This is a genomic window from Hymenobacter daeguensis (assembly GCF_054780555.1).
Map to the genome: position 1 here is coordinate 23,849 of NZ_BAAGWC010000033.1, position 25,104 is coordinate 48,952.

At 63.8% G+C, this 25,104-nt stretch carries 16 protein-coding genes; 3 read left to right on the plus strand and 13 right to left on the minus strand.

Annotation, left to right across the window (positions count from 1 at the left end; genetic code table 11):
- The first annotated feature begins 93 nt into the window (after positions 1 to 93).
- Both ACYVHT_RS21025 and ACYVHT_RS21030 read left to right on the plus strand, forming a co-directional pair.
- Positions 94 to 684, plus strand: a complete 591-nt coding sequence (locus tag ACYVHT_RS21025; protein ID WP_460556870.1) for a hypothetical protein — start codon at positions 94 to 96, stop codon at positions 682 to 684.
- 149 nt (positions 685 to 833) lie between these two features.
- Complete coding sequence (locus ACYVHT_RS21030) at positions 834 to 2,036, plus strand: hypothetical protein (protein WP_460556872.1); 1,203 nt, start codon at positions 834 to 836, stop codon at positions 2,034 to 2,036.
- Here ACYVHT_RS21030 and ACYVHT_RS21035 read toward each other — a convergent pair.
- The 13 genes from ACYVHT_RS21035 to ACYVHT_RS21095 all read right to left on the minus strand — a co-directional run bounded on the left by ACYVHT_RS21035 (position 1,954) and on the right by ACYVHT_RS21095 (position 23,197).
- Positions 1,954 to 2,466 carry an NUDIX hydrolase gene (locus ACYVHT_RS21035; protein ID WP_460556875.1) on the minus strand — a complete coding sequence of 171 codons (513 nt, stop codon included), beginning with the start codon at positions 2,464 to 2,466 and terminating at the stop codon, positions 1,954 to 1,956. The two genes, ACYVHT_RS21030 and ACYVHT_RS21035, sit on opposite strands and share 83 nt — an antisense overlap.
- A gap of 45 nt (positions 2,467 to 2,511) precedes the next feature.
- Positions 2,512 to 2,919, minus strand: coding sequence for an HAD family hydrolase (locus ACYVHT_RS21040; protein WP_460556878.1), 408 nt, complete (start codon positions 2,917 to 2,919; stop codon positions 2,512 to 2,514).
- Between the two features lie 299 nt (positions 2,920 to 3,218).
- On the minus strand, positions 3,219 to 4,211 hold the full coding sequence (locus tag ACYVHT_RS21045; protein WP_460556880.1) for a hypothetical protein: 993 nt from the start codon (positions 4,209 to 4,211) through the stop codon (positions 3,219 to 3,221).
- A gap of 78 nt (positions 4,212 to 4,289) precedes the next feature.
- On the minus strand, positions 4,290 to 5,345 hold the full coding sequence (locus ACYVHT_RS21050; protein ID WP_460556883.1) for an alpha/beta hydrolase: 1,056 nt from the start codon (positions 5,343 to 5,345) through the stop codon (positions 4,290 to 4,292).
- A 173-nt stretch (positions 5,346 to 5,518) separates the two neighbouring features.
- Entirely contained in the window at positions 5,519 to 6,805 is a 1,287-nt protein-coding gene (locus ACYVHT_RS21055) for a glycoside hydrolase family 5 protein (protein ID WP_460556886.1), read from the minus strand.
- A gap of 86 nt (positions 6,806 to 6,891) precedes the next feature.
- Positions 6,892 to 8,361, minus strand: a complete 1,470-nt coding sequence (locus tag ACYVHT_RS21060; RefSeq protein ID WP_460556889.1) for a glycoside hydrolase family 30 protein — start codon at positions 8,359 to 8,361, stop codon at positions 6,892 to 6,894.
- Positions 8,362 to 8,414: 53 nt separating this feature from the next.
- Positions 8,415 to 10,541: an RICIN domain-containing protein gene (locus ACYVHT_RS21065; RefSeq protein WP_460556891.1), complete on the minus strand. Its 2,127-nt coding sequence runs from the start codon at positions 10,539 to 10,541 to the stop codon at positions 8,415 to 8,417.
- 39 nt (positions 10,542 to 10,580) lie between these two features.
- Positions 10,581 to 12,089 carry a carboxylesterase/lipase family protein gene (locus ACYVHT_RS21070; protein WP_460556894.1) on the minus strand — a complete coding sequence of 503 codons (1,509 nt, stop codon included), beginning with the start codon at positions 12,087 to 12,089 and terminating at the stop codon, positions 10,581 to 10,583.
- A 29-nt stretch (positions 12,090 to 12,118) separates the two neighbouring features.
- Positions 12,119 to 13,582, minus strand: coding sequence for a glycoside hydrolase family 30 protein (locus tag ACYVHT_RS21075; protein WP_460556897.1), 1,464 nt, complete (start codon positions 13,580 to 13,582; stop codon positions 12,119 to 12,121).
- 85 nt (positions 13,583 to 13,667) lie between these two features.
- On the minus strand, positions 13,668 to 15,101 hold the full coding sequence (locus ACYVHT_RS21080; protein ID WP_460556900.1) for a glycoside hydrolase family 30 protein: 1,434 nt from the start codon (positions 15,099 to 15,101) through the stop codon (positions 13,668 to 13,670).
- Between the two features lie 165 nt (positions 15,102 to 15,266).
- Positions 15,267 to 16,757 carry a RagB/SusD family nutrient uptake outer membrane protein gene (locus tag ACYVHT_RS21085; RefSeq protein ID WP_460556903.1) on the minus strand — a complete coding sequence of 497 codons (1,491 nt, stop codon included), beginning with the start codon at positions 16,755 to 16,757 and terminating at the stop codon, positions 15,267 to 15,269.
- 24 nt (positions 16,758 to 16,781) lie between these two features.
- Positions 16,782 to 19,961: a SusC/RagA family TonB-linked outer membrane protein gene (locus ACYVHT_RS21090; protein ID WP_460556907.1), complete on the minus strand. Its 3,180-nt coding sequence runs from the start codon at positions 19,959 to 19,961 to the stop codon at positions 16,782 to 16,784.
- 359 nt (positions 19,962 to 20,320) lie between these two features.
- Complete coding sequence (locus tag ACYVHT_RS21095; protein WP_460556910.1) at positions 20,321 to 23,197, minus strand: substrate-binding domain-containing protein; 2,877 nt, start codon at positions 23,195 to 23,197, stop codon at positions 20,321 to 20,323.
- Between the two features lie 595 nt (positions 23,198 to 23,792).
- On the opposite strand from ACYVHT_RS21095, the gene ACYVHT_RS21100 reads away from it, so the two are divergent.
- A partial coding sequence (locus ACYVHT_RS21100; RefSeq protein WP_460556913.1) for a DEAD/DEAH box helicase occupies positions 23,793 to 25,104 on the plus strand: 1,312 nt, incomplete at its 3' end.

The window sequence follows — 25,104 nt, forward strand, 5'->3', positions numbered from 1 at the left end:
CCGCCGGATTTCGGTCAGGTTTTACGTTCTTTGCTGCCCCACTTATTCACTGGTTCAACCCCTCTTATTTCATTCCTTATTAACCTTTTTATTATGCAGTTTCTACCCCGCGCAGCCCGTCATTTGCTTGTTATCGGCTTGCTGTTGATGAGCATCGGCTCGGCCCTGGGCCAGCCCACAGGCAAGGCCGCCAAGGGCCGCAAGCGCTACACCTTTGCCCAGAAGGATTCGGAGTCGCCCTACGTGCAGAACGTGACCAAGAACACCGACGAGGAGCAGGACGTGGACGGCTCGTTCACCCGCCTCGGCTACCGCTCGGCCACCGACATGCTCACCGAAATCACGGCCCTCAAAAAGCTGCACGACTGGGCCGACAGCACCTACCAGCGCCGCGTGGCGGCTATTCCGCCCGGCGGCGCGCTCATCGTCACCGTGCACCGCCAGGGCCCCAAAGGCGTGGAAATGTCCAACCTCACCCTCACCGCCACCGACAAGGCCGGCAAGGAGGTTTTCGCCCAAACGCTGCCCGCCGGCACCGGCCGCTTCTTCGGCCGCGACCTCTACCAGGGCAAATCCGTCATCCCCTTTCCCAAAATGGACCCGCAGGAGCTGAACGTAAGCATCCGCGACGCGAAGCTGTACCAGACGTTTGACTACACGCTGGCCCTGCCGGCCGCGCAGTAGATTCGTCAACATCCTCGGTACGTCATGCTGCGCGCGGCATGACGTTTTGAAGGGATATGTTCGTCCGGCGGGACGGTATTCGCTAAGCCGAATGCTGTCCCGCTTTTTTGTTCATACAATAATCCAGAACCGACAGCGGTTGCAGCAGCATGAAGCGTAAAACAGCTCTCGTTTTCAGCGTCGGGCTGCTCGGGCTGCTCGGGCTGTGGGGGACTTTCAGCTGGCCCACCTACCACTACCCCACCCAACCAGCGCTGCGCCAAAAGGCGCATTACCTGGAGCGCATCATTGCAACGCCCGAAAAGCAATCGGCTGAGCTGACAGGAATGGGCAATGCCGAATGGTCGTTGTTTTCGATGGCGTATGCGGTGTATGCCTTCACCAATATGGCCCGGCTCGACAGCGCCTTCCGGCCCGAAGCGGCCCACTACACGCGGCTGGCCATCCGTAAAATGCTGACCGGCAGCATTCCCCGCGCATTCCAGCATCCCGAGGCAACGCCTTTCACCGATTCCATAACTTCCGTGCTCTACCTCGGCCACCTCAACCTGATGCTGGGCTGCCACCGCCTGCTCGACCCCGCGTCGCCCTACAAGGCGCTGCACGATTCCCTGTCGGCCACGCTGCACCGCCGGCTTGCCACCGCGCCCAGCCACTGCCTCGAATCGTACCCCGGCGGCGTGTGGGTGCCCGACAACACCGTCGCCCTGGCCTCGCTCCAATTGCATAGCGACCTGACCGGCAGCCCCTACCGCGCTTTCTGCCAGCAATGGGTGGCCTATGCCCGCCAGCACCTCACCGACCCGCAAACCGGCCTGCTGCTCTCCAAACCCGCCACCCGCCACCAGGCCGCCGAGGAGCCGCGGGGCTCGCACCTGGGCTGGAGCATCTTTTTCCTCTACCGCTTCGCGCCCGCCTACGCCGCCGAGCAATACCGGCTTTACCAGCAGCAGTTCAGCACCAGCTTCGGTGCCATCCGCCTCTACCGCGAGCGGGCCGGCCGCTACGAAACCAGCGAAGGCGACGTCGACAGCGGCCCGCTCATCCTCGGCTACAGCATCCCGGCCAACGCCTTTGCCTTCGGCGATGCCGTGGCCCTGCGCGACTGGCGCAACGCCCAGCGCCTGCGCCGCGTCATCCGCTTCGGCAGCCGCGAGGTGGCCACGCCGCAGGAGCTGCACTACGGCGTCCGGTTCGTGGATTTACCCGTCAGCCCGCTGGCGGAGGCGCTAATCCTGCACGCGGAAACGATGACACCGTGGCGTGCTTTTACTTCCGCAGCCGCGCCCACTGCACGGCAATCACCGTCTTGGCATCCTGCAGCGGCTCGGCCAGCAGGGCATCCCAGGTGAAGTCGACCATTTCGATTTTCTCGTTTTCCTCAATCAATCCGCCGCCAGCGCCGGTTTTGTGGCTTACCTCGGCGTAGTACACGGTGATGACTTCGGAGCTGGTGCCCGGCGAGGGCCACATGGCCACGATTTCCTCGAGCTGGTCGATTTCGTAGCCCAGCTCCTCGTGAATCTCGCGGCGCACGGCCGTTTCGGGCGTCTCGTCCTGGTCAATCATGCCGGCGGCCAGCTCCAGAATCTCCTTTTCCGGGCCGATGCGAAACTGGCGCGTCAGCACGTACAGCTGCCGGGCCGTGTCGTAAACCAGCGCGGCCACGGCTTTGCCGGGCGCAAACTGTTCGCGCTTGAGCTGCACGTCGCCGTCCTGCACAATGAGCTGGTTGACTTTGTAGTGGCCGTTGAAAACGCGGGTGCGCTCGGTAATCTGCATGATGGCGGAAGGATTAGGTTCAGGGGTCAAATAACGGGAAGGGGATTAAGAACTCACGCCCGACGGCGCCTGGCCGGCGCCAACAATAACGCGCAGGGCAGCGGGCAGCGGCTCGAAGCGGCTGATTTCGGCCACCTGCGGCAGGGGCCGCGCCACGCCCAACCGATTGAGCCACACTGGGCGGATGCCCACCGCCAGCGTGCCCAGCACGTCGGCCTGCCAGTTGCCGCCCACCAGCCCGGCCTGCCCGGGCCGGGCCCCCAGCCGCTGCAGGGCCGCCTCAAAAATCTGCGGGTTGGGCTTGGGCACCCCCACGTCTTCCGAGTTGATGAGGGCAACGACCAGGCCCATCATGCCCAGAAAGCGGAGCTTTTCTTCCTGCGCCGCCGTGCGGTTGTTGGTCACGATGCCGATGCGGTAATGCGGCCTCAGCGCTTGCAGCAGGCCCGTCATGCCCAGAAAACGGGCTGGCGCAGCTGCGGGTAATTCGATTGGCTGTATAGTTGATAGAACACCTCGATATCAACGGTTTGAAAGGAGGCCAGCGGCGCGGCACTGGCCCGCAGCGTTGCCCGCGCCGTGGCAATAGGGCCGAACAGGGTGTCGTCTGAATCGAAACGGCGCTACATGGCTTCATTTCAGCCCGGCTGGTACGCCAAATCCGCGCAGCAATGACAAATCGGCCACCGCTGCGCGGATTTTTGTCAGCCCGCGAAAACGGCCACCGCTCCCTCGCGGCCGGCCCGCAGCAACTATCTGACGGGGCGCCCCTTTGCTTTTGGCTTCTGCGGCTTGCCCCCATTGCTCATCGAGTGGCGGGCGGCCTGCAGCTGCTCGTAGGCAATGCGCTGGAGCGCAACGGCTTGCCCCGGGGTGATGCCGAGGCTGGCAGCCGCTTCTTCGGTGGGGCCCAGCGTGCGCGGGTCGTGGCCCGTGACTTCGCCCAGTATGACGCAGGCGCTGAGATAGGCCCCCCAGCGGCTGGGATGGCGGTGGTCGGCCTCCCACAGCGCTATTTTGGCGGGCTCGGGCGCGTAGGGATTGGGCATGGCCACGCCTTCCTTGATGGCGCGCAGCCAGGCATCGCCGACCGGGGCCACGCCGGCAAAACGGCCGTTCTGCCGCGCCAGGCCATAATAAGCCTTGTGCAGGTCCTGCGTCATCGAGTCGAGGGGCAGGCCAGCGTAGGCAGAATTGGGCGGGTAATTTGAGGAGGCTCCGGCCCAGGTTTCGTAGAAATACACCTGGGCGGCCGGGTTGGCCGAGTGAATGGCCTGTTCCAGTTTGGTGGCGTATTCGCGGAACCGCTCGGGCTGGCCGCCCCGCCGGCCGGGCAGCGGCCCGGTGCTGAGGTCGTGCATAATGACCTTGTCCCAGCGGGCCTGCCCGATAACGGCCAACGCGCTGTCGTAGTGAAACTGCAGCGTCTGGCCACTAACGGCTTCGATGTGTACTTCGTAGTTCAGGCCGGCTTCGTCAGCCAGCTTTTTGAAGATGCCGGGCACGCCGCCCCAGGGGCCGGGCTCGTTGAGGTACATGCGGCGGCGCTGCCCCCGGCGGTCGGGCGTGAAATTCTCATCGGTGATGGCCGCCGCGTTGTAATTGAGCATGGGCGGCCGGGCCCCGTGAAAATAGCTGTTGCCAACAAACAGCATAACGACCGGCTTTTTCTTCGGCTGCGCCGCCACAGCCGAGCCAATCAGCAGGAAACCAATCAAAAACAGCGGCAGTCGGAGCAGGCGCATCGGGAATTAAGCAGAAAAGAATACGAGGATGAGAAACCGTTGAGAAAGCACCTTATGCTTTGCTTGCGGGCGAGGACTTCACTGCTCAAACGACAGGTTGGCATTGAAAAACGGCAATACGTGCTGGTATATGCGCCCCGTGGTGCCCATGATGCGGCTGCCGTGCGTGCCCTCGTACTCCTGGGCCGTGTGCCGGATGCCAAAAACGGTGAGCAGGTTGCTGAAATTGCGGCAGGCCGGCGGAATGTGCTGCACCTCGTCCTGCGCCCCCCAGTCGAAGGCCAGCGCCCGCAGCTGGCGCAGGGCGGTGGTGCGGGTTGGCAGCACGTAGGCTGGCGTGGCCAGCACCCAGCGGGCCAGCACCGCATCGCGCCGCGCCAGGCTGTCGGCGCCCAGCGAGCCGGGCAGGTCGGCCCCGAAGGGCTGCCGTCGGGGATTGGCCGAAAAGGCGCGCGCAACGGCTACCGTCGACAACGCGCTGTGGTTGTGGAGGTCGGCCGGTCTGGCAGCCCGCAGCGCCTCGGGCAGGCCGGGCCCGGGCAGGTAGCTGGGGTGCGGGCCCAGCAAGGCCGGGCTCAGGGCGTAGGCCGCGGCCCAGGTGCCGGGGTAGGCCAGCGCCAGCCGCACGGTGCCCCCGCCGCCCATGGAGTGCCCCGCCAGCCCCCGGCTGGCGGGCCGCGCCAGGGTGCGGTAGTTTTTATCCACGAATTCCACCAGCTCACGGGCGGTGAAATCGGCCCAAGGGCCGTTGGTGGCGGAGTTTACGTACCAGCTGCCGCCGAACCGGGTTTGCTCATCGGGCACCACCATGATGAAGGGCCGGATTTTGCCCTCGGCAATGGCCTGGTCGAGCAGCGCCTTCATGCCGTCTTTGTTGAAAATCAGGCTGTCGTTCCAGGTGAAGCCGTGCAGGTAGTACAACACCGGGTAGCGCTTAGCCGGACTGGCATCGTAGCCGGCGGGCAGGTACACGCTCACGCGGCGGCGAGGGGTTTCGCCGCCGGGGTTGCCCTTCAAAAGCCTGGAATTGAGGTAAGTGACGACCACGCGGCCGGGCGCGGACGTGCCGGGCTGGGCACGGATAGAATAGCGGCCGGGCAGCGCCAGCAGCAGGAATAACAGCAGTTTTTTCATGCTTTCGCTTGAAATAATCAAGAACGGTCATGCTGAGCGTGGCCGATGCCCCTCTACCGCTTCGTGGCCCCGGCCTCACCAAACCCGGGCCCCGCAAGCTGGTCATCCGTTGCAGCGGCTGAGCCCCCATTCCGGTAGCCTTGCTTCGACTGCGCTCAGCACGACGTTCTTTTTTACTTTTTCAGTTCCGCCTTCAGCGCCGCAATGACCTCCGGGTTGGGCAGGCAGTTTTTGAGTTGAATGTTCTCTAGAATCAGCGGCAGTTCGGCCGCGCTCTTCACGTCGACCAGGTAGGGCGGCCGGATGCGGAACAAAGCAGCAATGGGCTTGTCGCTGAAGCGCTTATACGTCCACTGGCACCAGCCAATGCCCACGCTGTTGAGGTTGCGGGCGGCCTCCCCCATCCACTGCGCGGAGTTTTCGCCGGTTTCGCCCACCCACACGGGCACGTGCTGGGCTTGGCGGAAGCGCAGCAGGTTGCCGATGGTGCCGAGCTGGTTGGCGTCGGGGTTGGTGGCATCGGGCGCGTTGCTCAGCGGATACTTTTTCAGGTCGTAGCGGTGGGCGTTGTAGACCAGGTTTTCGGGGTGCGTAAAGGTCTTTTTCTCAAGGTCGTTGTAGTTGTTGCCGTAGCCATTGCCTTCCAGCAGCAGCAGGTGCTGGTCGCCTTCAGCCCGCACGGTATTGATGAGCCGCTCGAACATGGGCCGGATGGGCGGGTTGCCGCCGGGCACGTTGTTGGGCTCGTTCACGAGGTCGTACATGGCAATGCGGCCGTCGTTCCGGTAGCGCCGGGCCAGGGTGGCCCACAGGCCGTTGGTGATGTCCTGGTACACCGGCTCTTTCCAGAAATCGAGCGGCTGCAGGGCATCCGAAATGTTGGCGTCGGTGCCCTGGGCGCCGGGGGCGGCGTGCAGGTCGAGCACCACGTACATCTTATTGGCCCAGCACCAGTCCAGCACCTTGTCAATCAGTCGGATGGCCTCCAGTTTCTGCGGCTCCCTGAACAGCTCGCCTTTCTGCTGCCACTCCTTCAGGCGGGCCACGTACCCGGCATAGGGCACCGTGCCCCGGATAACGCCGTTGCGCACGGCCCGCTGCTGCGCGGTCAGAAACAGGTCGTAGTGCAGCGGCAGGCGGACGCAGTTAAACCCTTGCTGCGCAATGAAATCGATATCTTGCCGGGTAATAAACCTGTCGCGGTAGCGCTGGTAGAACTTCTCCACCGCCGCGTCGCTCAGGCCGGCCTGGTACAGCCCTTTTTTCACCGAGCCCTGGGTGCCGCCGTAGCCGGGCTTCATCATGTAGCCTTCCTGCAGCAGCCAGCCGCCCAGGTTCATGCCCTGCAGCAGCACCTCGTGGTTTTGGGCATCCACTATTTTGGTGCCGTCGGCGTGGAGGAGCGGGGTTTGAGCCTGGGCAAGCGTGGCGGTGAGCAGCAGGGGTAAAAGGAATTTCATGCCGTGGCAAAAGGGAATTGGGGGGTCTGCTGAGCTTGCCGCGGTGCCGCGGCAAGCCCGGCAGGACGTTTTATTTTATGCCGGGTTTAGTTAATGACATAAGTAGCAATGGAGTGCGGGGCGCTGGTGGTCGCGGCGGCCTGGCCTTTTATCCAGAGCTGAAACTCCTGGGGCTTGTCGCTGCTGTTCATCACCACCACGGCCACTTTGCCATCGGTATTGCGGAAAGCGGTGGCTTGCAGCCAGTCGCGGGTGGTGGTGGTGGCAATGCGCTTGGCGCCGGGCCGGATGAACTTCGAGAAGTGCCCGATGTAGTAGTAGGCGTTGGTGTAGATGAGCTTGCCGGCTTTGGTGTCGCCGATGATGGGCGCGAAGCAGAAGTTGCCGACGTGGTTGGGGCCGCCGGTTTCGTCGAGCAGGATGTTCCAGTCGGTCCAGCCCACGGTGCCGGCGTTGAAGTCGTTAATCATGGAGTGGCCGTAGCGCTCGCCCAGCCGCCAGTCGCTCACCTGGTCGAACTTGAATTTCTCGACGCAGCCTTCCGTGAAAATCAGGTTGGTGTTGGGGTAGGTTTCGTGCACCTGGCGCACGTTGTCGAACAGCATGGGGCTGCCGGTCCAGGTTTCGTACCAGTGGTAGCCAATGCCCCACACGTACTTGGCGGCCTCGGGGTCGTCGAGCACGGTGCTGGCACGCTGGTACACCAGGTCGCGGTTGTGGTCCCAGGCAATCAGCTTTTTGCCGCCCAGTCCGCCTTTGGCCAGGGTTGGCCCCAGAAAATTCTTGATGAAGTCCCGCTCCTCCTCGCCCGTGTACAGGCACGACTCCCACTTCTGGGTGGCCATGGCCTCGTTCTGCACCGAGAGGCCCCAGATGGGCAGGCCCAGCTGCTCGTAGGCCTTGATGAACTTCACGTAATGGTCGGCCCAGGCCTGGTGGTACTTCGGCAGCAGCTTGCCGCCGTGCAGCCGGTCGTTGTTGTCCTTCATCCAGGCGGGCGGGCTCCAGGGAGCTACGTAAAGCGGCAGCTTGCCGCCCGCCGCCGCCGTGGCCTGCTTGATGAGCGGAATGCGAAACTGCTCGTCGTGCTTCACGCTGAAGGTTTTGAGGCTGGCATCGTTGGGGGCCACGTAGTCGTAGCTGGCGCTCGAAAAGTCGGAGCTGGCAATGCTGGTGCGCGCCAGCGTGTAGCCAATGCCGGCCGTGGGGCTGTAGTAGGCCTGCAGGAACTCCTGCTGCTGCGCCTTGGTGAGCCGGGCAAAGGTTTCGGCGGCGGCATCGGTCAGGGCGCCGCCAATGCCGAGCATTGTCTGGTAGGTTTTGTTGGGGTCCACAAACACGCACACCTGGGTTTCGAGCGGTTGCCCGGCCGGCTGAAAGGCCAGGGCCGGGCCGGCCGTCAGGCGCTGGTCGGTGCCCTGGGCGGTGGTGTACACCTGGGCTTTTTTGCCGGCCGCCGAGTAGGTGCCGGGGTCGGCGGCCGGGGCCGCCTGCTGGGCCAGGCTGCCGAGTCCCAGCGTTGATAAAGCAATGAACGGAAGAAGAATGTTCGTCATAACAACAGAAAGGGGGCAGCGCGAACCCTCCGGCCCGCGCTGCGCAGGTTAGATTATTGCTTGCTGATTTTGAATTCCGTGTGGAAGTCCGTGCCGTCGAGGCGCACCAGGTACAGGCCGCTTTTCAGGGCCGAAACATCGAGTACGTTGGCCGGGCCTGCTTCATCGTAAGTCCGGCCGATAACCTGGCGGCCGGCCGCGTCGAGCACGCTGAGGCAGTGCGCCCGCAGGCCGGCCGGCAGCTGGTAGGTCAGGGTGGCCGCCACCGGATTGGGGTAGAACGCCACTTCGGCTTGCCGGGCGCTGCCAGTGGCCAGGGCCGTGCGGGCCGCCGCGCCCTGGTCCGAGAAGTACCAGCGCTGGTTGTTGCCGCCGCCGTAGGTCCACTGCTGAACGGCCGCCCCATCGGCGGTGGAATTGTTCTGCACATCCAGGGCTTTCCCGCTGTACTGATTGAGGATGCGGTAGGTGCCGTCGCCGTTGCTGAGAATCTGCCAGAACTGGCTGCTCTGAGCCAGCCAGTCCCACTGGTGAATCAGGGCACCGTCGGCGGTGGAGGGGCCGGCCACGTCGAGCGACTTGTTGCTGTTCAGGTTCACGATGCGCACGTAGCCGCCGCCCGCGTCCACAAGCTTCCACTTCTGATTGGCGGCCCCGGCCCAGGCCCACTGCTGCACCCGGCCGCCGTTGGCCTGCGAGCTGGCCGATACCTCCAGGGCCTTGCCCCCGTTTTTCGAGCTGATTTCGTAGATGCGGCCCAGCGCCGGGCCGCTGTAGCCGCCGCCGGTGGTGCCGTTGTAGTTGCCGCCGCCGGGATAGTTCACAATGCCGTTCTGGTTGGGTGCAATTGCCCCCACCGTGCTATTGGGCACGCAGTTGGCAAACTGAATATTGGTCAGCACCTGGTTCAGGCCCGCCGTGCCGTCCACGATGAACGGCGAGTTGATGTGCAGCAGGGCCGGGTTGTTGCCGTTCTCAAAGCGCTTATAGGTCCAGTGGCACCAGCCGATGCCCACCGAGTTGAGGGCCGTAGCTGCGTCATGCATCCAGGAGTCCGAATTTTCGCCGGTTTCGCCCACCCAAATCGGCACGTCGTTGTCGATGCGGAACTGCTTCATCGTGCCGATGAAGCGCAGGCTGTTGGGCCCGCCGCCGGTCGAGTTCACCCCGTTGTCGAGGAGGTAGCCCGTGCCGCTGTAGCGGTGCGAGTTGTACACCAGGTTGGCCGTGTTGGTGAAGGTGCGCTTCTCCATGTAGTTGTAGTCGTTGCCCCAGCCGTTGCCTTCGAGCAGCAGCAAATGGTTGTCGCCCTGGGCCCGCACGGTGTTGATGAGCCGTTGCAGCAGGTCGTGAATCTGCTGGTTGCTCGGCACGTTGTTGGGCTCGTTAATCAGGTCGTACATGGCCACGCGGGCATCGTTCTTGTAGCGGCCCGCAATGGTAGCCCACAGCCGGTTGGTGATGTCCTGGTAAATGGTTTTGTTCCACAAATCCAGGGGCGTGAGCGAGTCGGCAATGTTCGCGTCGGTGCCCTGCGAGCCGGGGGCCGCGTGCAGGTCCAGTACCACGTACATATTATTGGCAGCGCACCAGCCCAATACGTTGTCAATCATGCGGTAGGCCTCCATATTGGCCGGGTCCGTAAACAGCTGGCTGGCGTTGTACCAGCCCGTGAGCGAGCTCACGTAAGAAGCGTAGGAAGTGGTGCCGCGCAGCACCGAGTTGCGCACCGCCCGCTGGCCGGGCGTCAGAAACAGGTCGTAGTGCAGCGGCAGGCGCACGCAGTTGAAGCCCTTGGAAGCAATGTAGTCGATGTCGGCTTTGGTAATGAAGTTGTTGCGGTAGTTCTGGTAAAACGTTTCCACCGCCGCGTCGCTCATGCCGAAATTGTAGAGCGTCTGCTTCACCGTGCCCTGGGTCTGCTTCCCGTTGATGCCCTGCCAGCCCGGCTTGACGATGTAGCCCTCCTGCACGGCCCAGCCGCCCAGGTTCACCCCGTTGAGCAGCACCTCCTGGTTGCTGGCATTCAGAATCCGGGGGCCGGTGGCGTGCAGAAAACTCTGGGCCGAAGCCGCGCCGGCAAGCCCGATGCCCGCCAGCAGCAATGCCAGCAGGCGCGTCAGGCGGTGGGGGGCAGCCGCTGCCGCCAGCAATTTGGTAACCGTACAAGTGGTGTGCATGATGTGGGAATTGGGCTTTGGTGAAAAAGAACGTGCGGGTCAAAGTCGAAAGGCCTGATTGGGGAAGGCCGCATCCCCGGAGGGCGCGGCCAGCGGGCGGACGCGGCTCACCGAGTCGAACACCATCGCCTGCGGCCGCCGGGCGTCGTAGGCGGGCCACTCCGCGCCGGGCGTGCCCGTGGTGATGAAGCGCACCCAGCGCTGGTGCATCCGGGCGGCCAGCGCCCGGTCGTTGGCCGCCGCCCGGGCCCCCAGCGTGTTCCAGACGTAGCCCAGCTCCCGGGCATGCACCGGCCCGGCCCCGCCGGGGGCCTGGTAATCGAACCGGTACAGCCAGACCGCGTGGCCCGCGTGGGCCAGCGTGCCGGCCAGCCGGTACGTGGCCAGGCGGTAGAGGTAATCGGTGGTGGTGCGCAGCCAGGCCTGGTCGGCGGGCTGGCGGCGGCGGGCCTGCTCGTAGGCGCGCCACACGGCTTGGCCATTGGCCCCGAACAGTTCCGTAAGCACCGGCTCGTTGGGGGTGCGCAGCTCTGGCCAGAAGCTCATAAACAGGCCGGCCTCGTCGCGGTTGGTGCCCACCAAGGCCCGCACTTTGGGCCGGCCGGCGCGGGCCAGGTGAGCCAGCGGGGCTTCGGGAATTGTCAAGCCATCGAGCACCGGGCCAAACAGCTGCAAGCCATTGGGCCCCGCTGCAATCTTTTGCTGCGCCGCCACGATGGTGGCCGTGGGCAGGGTGAGCAGCTGGGCCGCCTGGTCGGGCCCAAGCTTCAGGGCGGCCAGCAGGCGGCTCGTCACGGCCGCCGCCGTGGCCGTGTCGCGCACGGCCTGGGTGCCGCCGCTTTCCAGAATCACCTGCTGGTAGAGCCCATCGGCCGCCGGCGTTACCAGCACGGCGCTCACCAGCTTCGCCCCGGCCGACTCGCCCATCACCGTCACGCGGGCCGGGTCGCCGCCAAAGGCGGCAATGTTGGCGCGCACCCAGCGCAGGGCCGCCACCACATCGAGCACGCCCGCGTTGCCGGCCGGCCGGTAGGCCGCCCCCAGCCGGCGGCCCAGCTGCAAAAAGCCAAAGCTGCCCAGCCGGTAGTTGATGCTCACCGCCACGATGCTGTCGCGCCGGGCAAAGTTCTGCCCGGGGAAATCATCGCCCGAGCCGCCCGTGAAAGCGCCGCCGTGCACCCATACCAGCACGGGCTTGGTCCGGACCGCCCGCAGCGAAGGCGTCCAGACGTTCAGCGTCAGGCAGTTTTCATCCCCTTGCAAGCCGGCCCCGCCGCCTTGCGCGGCCCTGGGACCAAAGGTCGTGGCAGGCCGGACATCGGTCCAGGCAGGCATGGGCCGGGGCGGCAGAAAACGGCCCGCGCCCACCGGTGCTTCGGCGTAGGGAATGCCTTTGAATACCAGCACGCCCGTGGTATCGCGGGTGCCCTGCAAGCGGCCGGCCGGCGGCTGGCAAAGGGGGCCGGGCGCAACCTGCGCCGCCACCGGCGCGGCGATGGCACTCACCAGCGCGCCCGCCAGCAGCCAGGGCCGCCAGCTCGGTGCCACGGGTTGTGGCCTGGCCAAATCAGCCCTGGCTACCATACGTAAGTAGCCACCGAACCACCGTAGAGCGACGTGCTGACGACTTTGCCCTTGTACTGAATATTAAAGTTCTGCAGCGTGGTGCCGGAATTCAACACCACCAGCACCCGCTTGCCGTTGGGGGTTTTGTAGGCCACGTTGGGCAGGTTGGCGGGCATATTGGTGGCCACGCGCACCGAGCCGGGCCGCACAAACTTGCTGCTGTGGGCCACCGTGTAGTAGGCCACGTTGCGCGTCACCGCATCGCCCGAAATCGTGACGGCCCCTAGGCACTGGGTGCAGCCGTTGGGCGTGTGCGGGCCAAAGCTGGCATCACTGGCCAGGTTCCATTCCAGCACATTGCGGCTCCAGTTGCGTACCGCCCCTATTTCCAGGTTGTTGACGTGGTAGCTCAAATCACCGGCGAAGGAGGTCGTGCCGGGGGCCTGCGTCCATTGCTCGGTGAAATACACCTGCTTGGTTGGAAACTGGTCGTGGATGCCGGTCAGCGAGCTGATGCTGCCGCCGTAGAGGTGGAACGCCGAGCCGTCGACGTAGGCACTGGCGGCGGCATCGCCAAGCACGGTTGTCACAAAGTTCAGGCCGGCGGCGTCGGGGTTGTGGTCGTAGGCAATGATTTTGGTGTTGAGACCCGCAGCGCGGAAGGCCGGGCCCACGTTGCCGCGAATGAAGGCGGCCTGCTCGCTGCCCGTCATCACCATGCTGGGGTTGTTGCCGCCGTAAAGCGGTTCGTTTTGCAGCGTCACGGCATCGATGCGAATGCCTTCGGCCTGCATGTCCTGAATGTATTTCACAAAATACCGGGCGTAGGCATCGTAGTACTGCGGCAGCAGGCTGCCCCCGACGGGGCTGTTGTTCGACTTCATCCACGACGGAGCCGTCCAGGGCGAGCCCAGAATTTTAATGTTCGGATTCACGGCCAGAATTTCCTTCAGCACCGGAATAAAATAGGCCCGGTCGGGCCCCAGGCTGAAGCTGGTCAGGTTGGGGTCGGGCGTGCCCGAATCGTCGTAGGTATACACCTGGCTGCTCAGGTCCGAAGCCCCGATGCTCACCCGCAGGTAGCTCACGCCCAGATAGGTGCTGTCGGTGGCAAACAGTTCCCGGATGAGCGCCGCGCGGGCCCCGGCGGTCATCTGGCTCATCACGTAGGCACTGCCCCCGGTGAGGGTGTAGCCGAAGCCGTCCATGGTCTGGTAGGTCTGGGTGGTATCCACCGCAATAATGGGGTCCGAATTGGTATTGGCCCCGAACACCAGGCTCACCCTGGGCCGGTAGAAGAGGGCCGTTTTGTCGGGGGTGGTCAGCCATACGGCTACCTGCGACGGCCCGGCGGGCGTGACGGGGCCCGTGGGCGGATTGGCCGGCGCGGCCGGCGTGCTGTCTTTTTTGCAGCCGCTCAGCAGGAGCAGCACAAGCAGGGTAGCCCAATAGGAAATGCGGGTGGGAATGGCCATGAAGCGAGGGAAGAGGAAGTGCGGTAAAAATCGGGCATCGTGCTGCGCTGCGCGCTGCCCGACGTTTTTTGCAGGAGTGGCTCGATTACCACACGTAAGTAGCCACCGCGCCGGCCGGCAGCGTGGCCTGAGCGGTACGGCCCTGGTAGCGCAGGCCAAAGGTTTGCGGCGTGGTCTGGTCATTTTGTACCACCAGCACATGGCCGCCGGCGGGTGTGCGGTAGGCCACGTTGGGCAGCACGCCTGCGGAGGTGGAGGCTACACGCACCGAGCCCGGCCGCACGAATTTGCTGCTGTGGGCAATGGTGTAGTAAGCCACGTTGCGCGTCACCGCATCGCCGGCCAGGGTGAGGGCACCCAGGCACTCGGTGCAGCCGCCGGGCGTGTGGGGGTTCTGCTGCGGGTCGGCGGCCAGGTTCCACTCCAGCACGTTGCGGGCCCAGTTGCGGGGCGCGCCTATCTCGAGCTGCTTCACGTGCCAGCCCAGGTTGCCGGCAAAGGCCGTTTTGGAGCCCACCCACTGCTCGGTGAAGTACAGGCTTTTGTTCGGATACGCGTCGTGCACCTTGCTCAGGGCCTCAATGGGGCCGGCGTAGAGGTGAAAGGCCGAGCCGTCGACGTAGAGGTTGGCGGTGGCATCGCCGAGCACCGTGAGCGGGTACTCGGGCTTGTCGGCGTTGTGGTCGTAGCAAATGATTTTGGTGTCCAGGTTAGCCGTTTTGAAGGCCGGGCCCAGGTGTTTGCCAATGAATTCGGCCTGCTGCTCGGCCAGCATCAGCAGGCTGGGGTTGTTGCCGGGGTGCAGCGGCTCATTCTGCACCGTAACGGCGTCGAGGCGGATGCCGGCCGCCTTCATGCCCTCGATGTATTTCACAAAATACCGGGCGTAAGCGGCGTAAAACGCGGGCTTGAGCGAGCCACCTTTGGAGGCCTCGTTGGTTTTCATCCAGGCGGGCGGGCTCCAGGGCGAGCCCAGCAGCTTGATGTTCGGGTTGATGGCCAGAATTTCCTTCAGCACCGGAATGAGGTGCTTTTCGTCTTCGGCCAGGCTGAAGTTGGCCAGGGTCGGGTCGGTTTGGCCGGCGGGCAGGTCGTCGTAGCTGAAAACCCGGGCATCAAGGTCGGAAGCCCCAATGCTCAGGCGTAAGTAGCTCACGCCTATCCCATCCGCGTCCGTGCCAAATAATTCCCGCAGCAAGGCCGCGCGCTTGGCCGCGCTCATGGCGTGCAGCAGCTCGGCACTGCCCCCGGTAAGGCAATAGCCGAACCCGTCCATCGTCTGGAAGCGCTGGCCATCATTCACTTCAATCACAGCGCCGGTGGCCGCTGCCTTGCCAAAAGCCAACGTGCCGGGTTGGCGTTGCAATAGCTGGGCCTGGTCGGGCGTGGTTACCCAGGCGCTTACGCTGGAGATGGCCGGGGCTTTGGCCGCGCCCTTGCGCTGCTGCCCGTGGCCCGGCAGCAGCGTGAGGGTGAGCAGGGCCGCAGCGCCCCAGCGGAATATCGAAACAGTGGTCATGCGAAGTGCTGGAATTGGAATAATGCGACTGCCGGCAGGGTCTTACCTGGCTGGCAGTCGCATGAAATTCAAGTAGATAAAAAAGCATAGCATGCCGTCCGGGGCAGAAGGCAGAACAGATTGTTCCCACCACTAATCTGCCCCTGCCCCGAGACGACAGCCAGGCTAGTACCCCGGGTTCTGCTGAATCTGGGGGTTGTTGTTGACTTCGGCCTGCGGAATGGGGAAGACCAGGAAGTTTACGTCGCGGGCCCCGCCGGCGCGGCGGCGCGCAATGATGTCGAGGGCCGTGATGGCGTGCGTGGCCGAAGCATCGGCGATGGTGTGGCGGGCGTAGCGCACCAGGTCCCACCACCGCTCGCCCTCGAAGGCCATTTCGAGGCGGCGCTGGCGGTCGATTTCGTTGCGCAGCGCTTGCTTGCTGGCCGCCTGGGGCGAGGCCGTGGTGAGGGCCGCCAGGCCGGCGCGGGTCCGCACGCGGTTGAGCTTATCCAGGGCATCCTGGCTGGGGCCGGTTTGCTCGTTCACCGCCTCGGCGTAGGCCAGGTACACTTCGGCCATGCGCAGCACGTAGTTGTTGTCGGTCGAGTTGAAGTTGCCGCCAATGCTGCTCCACTTGAACGTGAACGGCCCCCGGTCGTTGGCGTTGGCACCCGGCGCTCTGTTTTTGGTAGCGTCGAGGTAGCTCACGTGGTCGCGGCCCACATACACGCCGTTGCTGGTGGTAATGTTGCCGTTGTAGGCCCAGCGCCGGTCATTCACGGTATCGGCAAACGCAATCAGCTCGGCACTGGGAATGTTGTACTTGGCAAACGAGTAAGTCGCAAACGGCAGCGGCATAATCAGGTCGGGCAGGATGTTGCCCCCGTCGGCCGTGCCGGCGTACTGGATTTCGAACAGCGACTCCGCGCCCTTGTTCTCGGCCGGAAACAGCGACTTGAAAGTGGTGTTGAGGGCGATGTTGCGGGCGATGACCGTGGCCGCGGCCGCCTGGGCGGCGGCCCAGTTGCGCTGGGTAAGCTGCACGCGGGCCAGCAAGGCCCCGGCCGAATTACGGCTGGCACGGTTCGGGTTGGAGAGGGGCATGCGCAGCATGGCCGTTTGCAGGTCCGCTACCACCTGGCCGTACACCTGCTCGGCGCTGGCGCGGGGCAGGTTGATTTCGGCCGGCTGGCTGCTTTCGGTGGGCTGCAGGCGCAGCGGCACCCCACCGTAGGCCCGCACCAGGTTGAAGTAGCACAGCGCCCGGATGAAGCGGGCCTCGCCCAGAATCTGGCTCCGGCGCAGGGTGTCCATCGTGATGCCCGGCACGTACTTGAGCACGATGTTGGCGCGGTTCACGCCCAGGTAGGCCTGACGAAACACGTTGCTGACCTGGCCGGTATTGGGCGTCCAGGCAATGTTCTGGAGCGCGGTTACGTCGCCGTTGATGCTGGTGACGTTGTCGGTGGGCATTTCGCCCATCGTCCACAGGTCCTGGCCGTAGGCGCCGGTGCCTTGCAGGGCATCGTACACCGCCGTGAGGCTGGACTCGGCATCATCGGAGGAGGTGAAGAAGTTGTTGGGCGTGATGCTGACCAGGGGCTCTTTCTGCAGAAAGTTGCAGCCGGCCAGCAGCGCGAGGGCACAAACGGGAAGTATAAATAGCTTTTTCATGGGAATTCTAACAAAAAATCCGACTTAGAAAGAGGCGTTCAGGCCCACCGTGTAGGTGCGCGATTGCGGGTACACGCCAAAGTCGCGGCCGAAGCCAGTGGAGGAGAAGGGGTCGGCGCTCACCTCGGGGTCGTAGCCCGAATACTTGGTCCAGGTCACCAGGTTCTGGGCCGTGCCGTAGATGCGCAGGCTCTTCAGGGCCGCGTGGCGGACGATGTTCGTGGGCAGGCTATAGGCCAGGGTCAGGTTTTTGAGGCGCACGTAGGAACCGTCTTCGATGAAGCGGGTCGACACGCGGTTGTTGCCGGCGGGGTCGCCGAATACGGGACGCGGAATGTCGGTGTTGGTGTTGGTGGGCGTCCAGTGGTTGAGCACGGCCGTGCTCTGGTTGAGGGCCGTGGTCTGGCCTTCGGTCACGGTGCGGTTCTGGTTGTAGATGTCGTTGCCGAAGCTGCCCTGGAAGAATACGCTCAGCTCGATGCCCTTGAAGGAGAAGTTGTTGGTGACCCCGGCAATGGATTTGGGGTTGGGGTTGCCAATAATGCTCTGGTCGGAGGCATTGATAACGCCGTCGCCGTTCACGTCCACGAAGCGAATATCGCCAGCCTTCGGAAACACACTGTTCTGCTTGGGCAGCGTGGCGCCTTCGGCATCCGACTGCACAATGCCCTGCACCCGGTAGCCGTAGAAGGCGCCGAGCGGACTGCCCACCTGCTGAATGCTATACCCCCCGATGAAGGTGCGCGGTACTTGTTCGCCTTTGTCGTTGGGCAGGGTGCCCAGGTCCACCACCTTGTTGCGGTTGAGGGTGAAGTTGAAGTTGGTGCTCCAGGCAAAGCTGCCGTTCTGGCCGTCCACGTTGTTGGTCACCAGGCCCAGCTCGATGCCCTTGTTCTCAATGGTGCCCACGTTCTGAATCACGCTCAGGTTGCCCGCGCCGGTGCTCTGCGGCAGCGTCACGCCCAGCAGCAGGTCGGTGGTGCGCTTGTTGTAGGCATCCACCGTAAAGGTCAGGCGGTTCTCAAACATGCCCAGGTCGATGCCGGCGTTGTACTGCGCGGTCGTTTCCCAGCGCACGTCGTTGCCGATGTCGCTTTGGGTGATGCCGCCCAGAATGGCCGAGCCGCCGCCCTGGTAGTTGCTGCCCAGCGAGTAGCGCGAAAAGCGCTGGTAGGCATAAATTTCCTGGTTGCCGTTGGCCCCGTAGCTGGCGCGCAGCTTCAGGTCCGACAAGGCTTTGGTTTTTGGGAAAAAGCTTTCCCTCGACACGCGCCAGCCCAACGACACGGCCGGGAAGTAGCCGAAGCGGTTGGCGCCGCTGAACTTGCTGCTGGCGTCGGCCCGGAAGCTCACCGTGGCCAGGTAGCGCTCGTCGTAGTTGTAGATGGCCCGGCCGAAGAAGCTCAGCAGCGACCATTGGTCGGCGTAGCTGCCCGGAATGCCCACTGCCGTGGCGCCGCCGTTGAGGTAAGGCACGGCGTTGGAGGCAAAGCCCCGGGTGCCGGCCCCCGACGTGAACCGGTCGGACGCCTGCATCGACTGGCCGCCGAGCAGCGTCAGGTTGTGCTTGTCGCCGAAGGTTTTGTTGTAGGTAAGCGTGTTCTCCAACAACCAGATAACCTGCTGGTTGGCCGCGGTATTGGCCGAGCCACGGGTTTCGGCGGCGGCGGCAGAGGTGCCGGGGTAGTTGCGGCTGTAGAACGTATTTTCCGACTGCGTGCGGAAATCCAGGCCCAGCGAGGTTTTCAGGGTCAGGTTTTTCAGAATGTCCAGCTCGCCGTACACATTGCCCAGCGCCTGGTACACAATGGCCTGGTTGCTGGTTTCGAGCAGGTTACCCACCGGGTTATCGCTCAGCGTAAAGGGGTTGGTGCCGTAGGTATTGTCGGCGTTGCGCACCGGAACGGTCGGAATCTGCGTCAGGGCGCCCAGCACCGTGCCCGAGTTGCCCAGCGCCGACTCCGAGCGCACCGTGCCGTTGGTGTGGCTGCGGCTCAGGTTGAGCGTGGTGCCCAGCCGGAACCGGTCGGTCACGTGCTGGTCGAGGTTAATCTTGAAATTGTAGCGGTCAAACCCCGATTGGATGTTGATGCCCTGCTGGTTGAAGTACCCGCCCGATATATAGTAACGGGTCTTTTCGGTGCCGCCACTCACGTTCAGCTGGTAGCTCTGCAAGTCGGCCGGCCGGAAAATCTCGTCCTGCCAGTCGGTGTTGTAGGGCGGCAGGTTGTTCAGGTCGGGGTAGCCCGGCGCACGGCCGGCATTGGTCAGGATTTCGTTGTATTCCTGCGCAAACTGGCGCGCATTCAGCACGTCCAGCTTCTTGCGCAGGTACTGGCGGCCATAGTACACGTTCAGGCCCACCTGGGCCTGGCCGGCTTTGCCTTTTTTGGTCGTAATCACCACCACCCCGTTGGCCGCCCGCAGGCCATAGATGGCGGCGGCAGCCCCGTCCTTCAGCACGTCAATGCGCTCAATGTCATTCGGGTTGAGGGTATTGAGCGGGTTCAGGCGCTGGTTGTTGTTCGAAAGCTCCTGCTGGTAGTCCGGCAGTATCGGAATGCCGTCAATCACGTACAGAGGCGAGCCGTTCAGGCTGAGCGAAGCATTGCCGCGCACCCGCACGTTGATGCCCGCGCCGGGCGCCCCGCTGGGGGCCGTCACCTGCACGCCGGGGGCCTGGCCCTGCAGGGCCTGGTCGAAGCCGGCCACGGGCTGGCGGGCAATGGCAGCCGAATTCACCGATGCCACCGAGGTGGTCAGCTCCTGCCGGTTCTGTGTGCCGTAGCCCACCACTACTACTTCTTTCAGCGCCTGCGTATCGTCCTTCATCTGTACGCTGAAGGATGTGGTGCTGCCCACCGGCACCTCCTGGCGTATAAACCCTACCGAGCTAAATACGAGCGTGCTGCCTTCCGGCACGCTCAGCGCAAAGTTGCCGCTGACATCGGTGGCCGTGCCCACGGTCGTGCCTTTCACCAGCACCGTTACGCCGGGCAGCCCCTCCCCGGCCGCGTTCGTGACGCGGCCCGTTACGGGAATGTCGCGCAGCACCCGCGCCTGCGGGGCCAGCCGCAGCCCCGCAGCGGCGTGAATGGCCGGCGTAGCGGAAAAGCCGGTGAGCAATGTGCCGCTCAGCGCCGAGGTGAGCAGCACCTTCCGGAAGGTCCCAGGGCCTGTTAAGAATGGTAAGGGAGTTGACATAAATTGTGAGTTGGGTGGGAAATGAAAAAATGGGCATTCCAGAACTAGCGCCCGATGCTGGCCAGCGTTGTATTGGGAAACTGGCCGTTGCTAGTCTGTATTCGGCAACATACTGCCCCAAAGCGCCCATTGAGCCGGGCTTTGCCATTGCAAACGATTGGGGCGTGGTAGCTCAATCCAGCATGAAGCTTTCCACAAAGGTCCCGGCATCGCCCCCCCAGCACTATCTCATTCGTACCAAATACTGTTCAACACCCAATTTTCGCTCCTTCTACCTGTTTTACAGTCAGTTAAAGGGCATAAAAAAGTTACACCTACTGCGTAAGTGTAACTTTTAGAACACCATTCAAGAAATTATTTCAGTGCGCCGATGAGGCGTGCAAGCTCCGGAACTTCGATGGCGTGAGCTGGTAGCGGGTGCGGAAGCTCGCCGTGAAGTATGACGGGCTGGAGAAGCCCAGCTCGTAGGCAATCTCGGCAATGGTGAGGGTGTCGTCGAGCAGCAGCTCCCGCGCTTTGGTCAGCCGCAGGCCCTGAATGAAATCGGTGACCCCGGTGTTCAGCACCGCTTTCACTTTGCGGTAAAGCTGCATGCGCGACACGCCCAGGCTGCGGGCAATGTCCTCGACGCTGAGGTCGGTTTTGGCCAGATTGGCCTCGACAATGGCCGTGAGGTCGGCCAGAAATTTCTGGTCGGCCTGGGTGGTGGCTCCGGTGGTATCCACGCTCAGCTCGCGGCGGAAATGCTCGCGCTGGCGGGCCCGGTTGGCCAGCAGGGTGCGCACACTCTCCAGCAGGAAAGTGGGGTTGAAGGGCTTGGTCAGGTAGAGGTCGGCGCCGGCCTGCACGCCTTCCACCTGCTGCTCGGCCGCGCCCCGCGCCGTGAGCATGATGACGGGGATGTGCGAGGTGCGCCAATCGGCCCGCAGCTGGGCCACCACCTCCAGGCCGCTCAGGCCGGGCATCATCACGTCGCACACTATCAGGTCGGGAATGAGGTCGGTGGCCATGGTAAAGCCGGAGTGGCCGTCGGTGGCGCTCTGCACCCGGTAGGCAGTGCCCAGCTTGCGGACCAGAAAGTCGTTCACCTCCTGGTTGTCCTCAATCACGAGCACCAGGGTTTCGCTGGTGGCTTCAGCCGGGGGCTCGGCGGCGGGCAGCAGCTCAGCGGCCAGCGGCTCGGGCTCAGGCTCGTCCAGCGACAGCACCACGGGCCGGGTCAGGTCGTCGGCCCGCAGGGTATCGGGAAGTTCGCGGGGCAGCGTCACGGTAAACGTGCTGCCCTTGCCCGGCTGGCTGCTGAACGAGAGCTGCCCCTGGTGCAGCCGTGCCAGGCCCTGCGCCAAAGCCAGCCCCATGCCCGAGCCCTTCGCCACTGCGCCCTGGTCGCCCTGGTAAAACCATTCAAAAATGTGGCCCCGGTCCTGCTCACTGATGCCGCGCCCGGTGTCGGTCACGCTCACCTGCAAGGCCCGGCCCTGGTCAGCCGTTTGCAGGCTAACGGTAATCTGGCCGTGGTCAGGGGTGAATTTGAGGGCATTAGACAGCAGGTTAAAGAACACCTTGTCCAGAATATTGCCGTCGAACCAGGCCGTCAGCACCGGCTCGGCGGCCAGGAAGCGCAGGTGCACGTCGCGCAGCCGGGCCGGTTTCTCAAAGGCATCCACTATTTCGCGCACAAACGTCACCAGGTTGCCCTGCGTGGCATGCACGGCCATTTTGCCCACCTCAATCTTGCGGAAGTCCAGCAGCTGGTTCACCAGTTGCAGCAGGCGCTGGGTGTTGCGCCGCACCAGCCCCAGGTCCTGCCGCTGGGCGCTGCTGAAGGTGGCGCTGTTGCTCAAGAGCTCCTCCACCGGCCCCAGAATGAGGGTAAGGGGCGTGCGCAGCTCGTGCGAGAAGTTGGTGAAGAAGCGCAGCTTGGCCTCGGTGTCGGTGCGGGCACGCTCGGCCATTGCCTCCAGTTGGTTGCGCTGCGACAGAATTTCCTCGTTCTGAGCGGTCAGCTGCCGGTTTATTTTGTCATTCTCGGTGTTCTGCTGCGTCAGCTGGCGGTTAATTTTATCATTTTCAGCATTTTGCAGAGCCAGCTGCAAATTAATCAGCCGGTTTTTCCGAGCCGAGCGCCAGGCCACTGCGCCCAGTACCAGTGCGCCCAGCAGCGACGCCAGCGAAACGTACAGCGCCACCTGCTGGCTGGCATAGGTAGCCTGCAACTGCTGCAGCAGTTGCTGCTGCCGGTCAATGTCCTGCTGCTGGTCCACCATTTTATCGGTTTGCTGCTGCATGGTCAGCACATTGGTCGAGTCGATGACCATCGTGCCCAGCGTGTTTTCCCGCCTGAATGGCTGCTTGTGCAGAATCTTCAGGGCCGTGCGAATGGCGTCCTCGCCGCCGGGCGGGTAGGAAATAGAGGCCGTCAGCATCTTGCGGCGCACCAGGTCCAGGCCTTCGCCGGCGCCGGCAATGCCATCGACCCCGATGATGCGGATGCGGTGGCCCAGGCCCAGCTGCCGGCAGAGCTTGTACGCCCCGCGGCCCATGCCGTCGTTGTGGGCGAAGATGAGCGACACTTCCGGGTGGGCTTTCAGCGCATCCAGCAGCACGGGCTTCACACTGGCCTCGGTCCAGTTGCCGGCCACCTGGCTCACTACCTGCAAGCCGGGATGGTCCTTCAACGCCTGGGCAAACCCCTCGTGCCGGCCCGACGTAGCCGATGAGCCCGGGGTGCCCATTATTTCGAGCAGCTTGCCCTGGCCGTGCAGCAGGCGGGCAGCATAGCGGGCAGCCGTCTGGCCCACCACCGCGTTGTTGCCGCCCACAAAAGCCGTATAGTCCTCCGACGCCGTGCGGCGGTCCAGCAGCACCACGGGAATGCCGCGGCGGTAGGCCTCTTCCACGGCCGGGGTCACCGGCTCCGCCTCGTAGGGCGAAACGATGAGCAGGTCGATGCCACCGCTTACCAGCTCGTGGATTTGCCGGGCCTGCAATTCGCTGTTGTCATCCGAATCCAGCATTCGGAGCTCCACATCAGGGTGGAAGTTGAGTTCGCGCTGCATGCCCGTGAGCATGGCCTTGCGCCACGGCCCGCTGGTGCTGCACTGGGCAAAGCCGATGCGGTAGCGGGGCGGCTGCCTGGCCGACTGGACACATCCTGCCACCAGCAGGGAAACCAGCAGCCATGCTGCCAGCAGCTTTTGCCGATTGAATGATACCTGTTTCAACTCTTTCAGCATCCTGAATTAAAAAACAATTAGCCCCCTTTCCGAAGCTGCCAACCGCAGTGGTTGCTCAAAGCAAGGTTTCCCAAACGATTGCTGGAAGGCTGAAATATTACCTAAGCCATCCGTAAAAGTAATAAAATCCTTGCGCAGTGCCGGAAAAGCCGCACGTTTCCACTGGGTTTCCTCCGCTTTCACATACAACAGACTGGTAGGCCAATCCTGTTTGCCGCAGGCCTGATTCCGCGGCCGCCCAGCCGGCGGGCTTAGCCGGGCTGAAGCCAAAACGCGCGGCACGACCATCTGTGTTGTACCTTTGTGCCCACCAGGGCCGCCGTCGGAGCAGCCCGCTGCCCGGCCGCGTCGGGCAAAGCCCCGCGCCTCGGCTGCCTCCGCAAGTAAGCGCACCTCACTCCAACTTCTCTTCAGACAGGGAATCTGACGGCCTCCGACGAGCCGCCAACCCCGCCCACGCCTGGCCTCGTCCGGCGTGGCCATGCCCGCCTACGCTTATTCGTAGGCTGAACCACTCCTTTTGCGGATACGTGTCCGCCAAGCTCTTACTTCAGTACATCGTCCTGACGACTTTGTACGACTACTTATTTCCAACATGACGTTTGACGATTTAAATCTGATTGACCCCATCCTCAAAGCCCTTAAAGAGGAAGGCTATACCAACCCCACTCCTATCCAGGAGCAAGCCATTCCCCACGTGCTCGAAGGCAAAGACCTGCTTGGCGTGGCCCAGACCGGCACCGGCAAAACGGCCGCCTTCACCGTGCCCATCCTGCAGGTGCTGCACCGCACCGCCCAGGTGGCCAACCACGCCCCGCGCGCCATTCGCTGCCTTGTGCTCACGCCTACCCGTGAGCTGGCCATCCAGATTAACGAAAGCTTTGGGGCCTACGGCCGCCATCTGAGCCAGATTCGCCACACCGTTATTTTCGGCGGCGTGGGCCAGGGCTCGCAGGTTGCGGCCCTCAAGCGCGGCGTGGAAGTGCTCATTGCCACGCCCGGCCGCCTGCTCGACCTCATGAACCAGGGCTTCGTGGACCTGCGCCAGATAGAGGTTTTCGTGCTCGACGAAGCCGACCGCATGCTCGACATGGGTTTTATCCACGACATTAAGCGCATCCTGCCCAAGCTGCCCGCCAAGCGCCAGACCCTGTTTTTCTCGGCTACCATGCCCGGCCAGATTCAGGAGCTTGCCGCGACCATTCTGCGCCCCAACCCCGTGCGCGTGGCCGTGACGCCCGTGAGCAGCACCGCCGATACGGTGACGCAATCGGTTTATCTGGTCGAGAATAACGACAAGCCCGCCCTGCTCCGCCACATTTTGCAGGACAAGGACATCAAGCGCGTGCTCGTCTTCACCCGCACCAAGCACGGGGCCGATAAAGTGGTGAAAGCCCTGGCCGCCAACCAGATTCCGGCCGAAGCCATCCACGGCAACAAAAGCCAGAACCACCGCCAGCGTGCCCTCTCCAACTTCAAAGCCGGCAGCACCCGCGTGCTGGTGGCCACCGACATTGCCGCCCGCGGCATCGACGTGGACGAGCTGACCCACGTCATCAACTACGAAATCCCGAACGAGCCCGAAACCTACGTGCACCGCATCGGCCGCACCGGCCGGGCCGGCGCGTTCGGCACCGCATTTTCTTTCGTGGAAGACGAGGAACGGGCTTACCTGCAGGACATTCAGAAGCTCATCAGCCGCCAGATTGACGTGGAAGCCGAGCATCCGTTCGTGTCGGGCCGCATCAAGCCCGTGATGCTGCACGGCAACGAGCGTATTATCCGGCCCAAGGGTCCGGCGGGGCGGCCGGCCCGCTCCGGACCCCGCGACGGCGGCCAGGGTGGCAACGACGGCGGTCGTTCGGGCGGTGGCCAGGGCGGCGCACGCGCCGGCGGCCAGGGCAGCC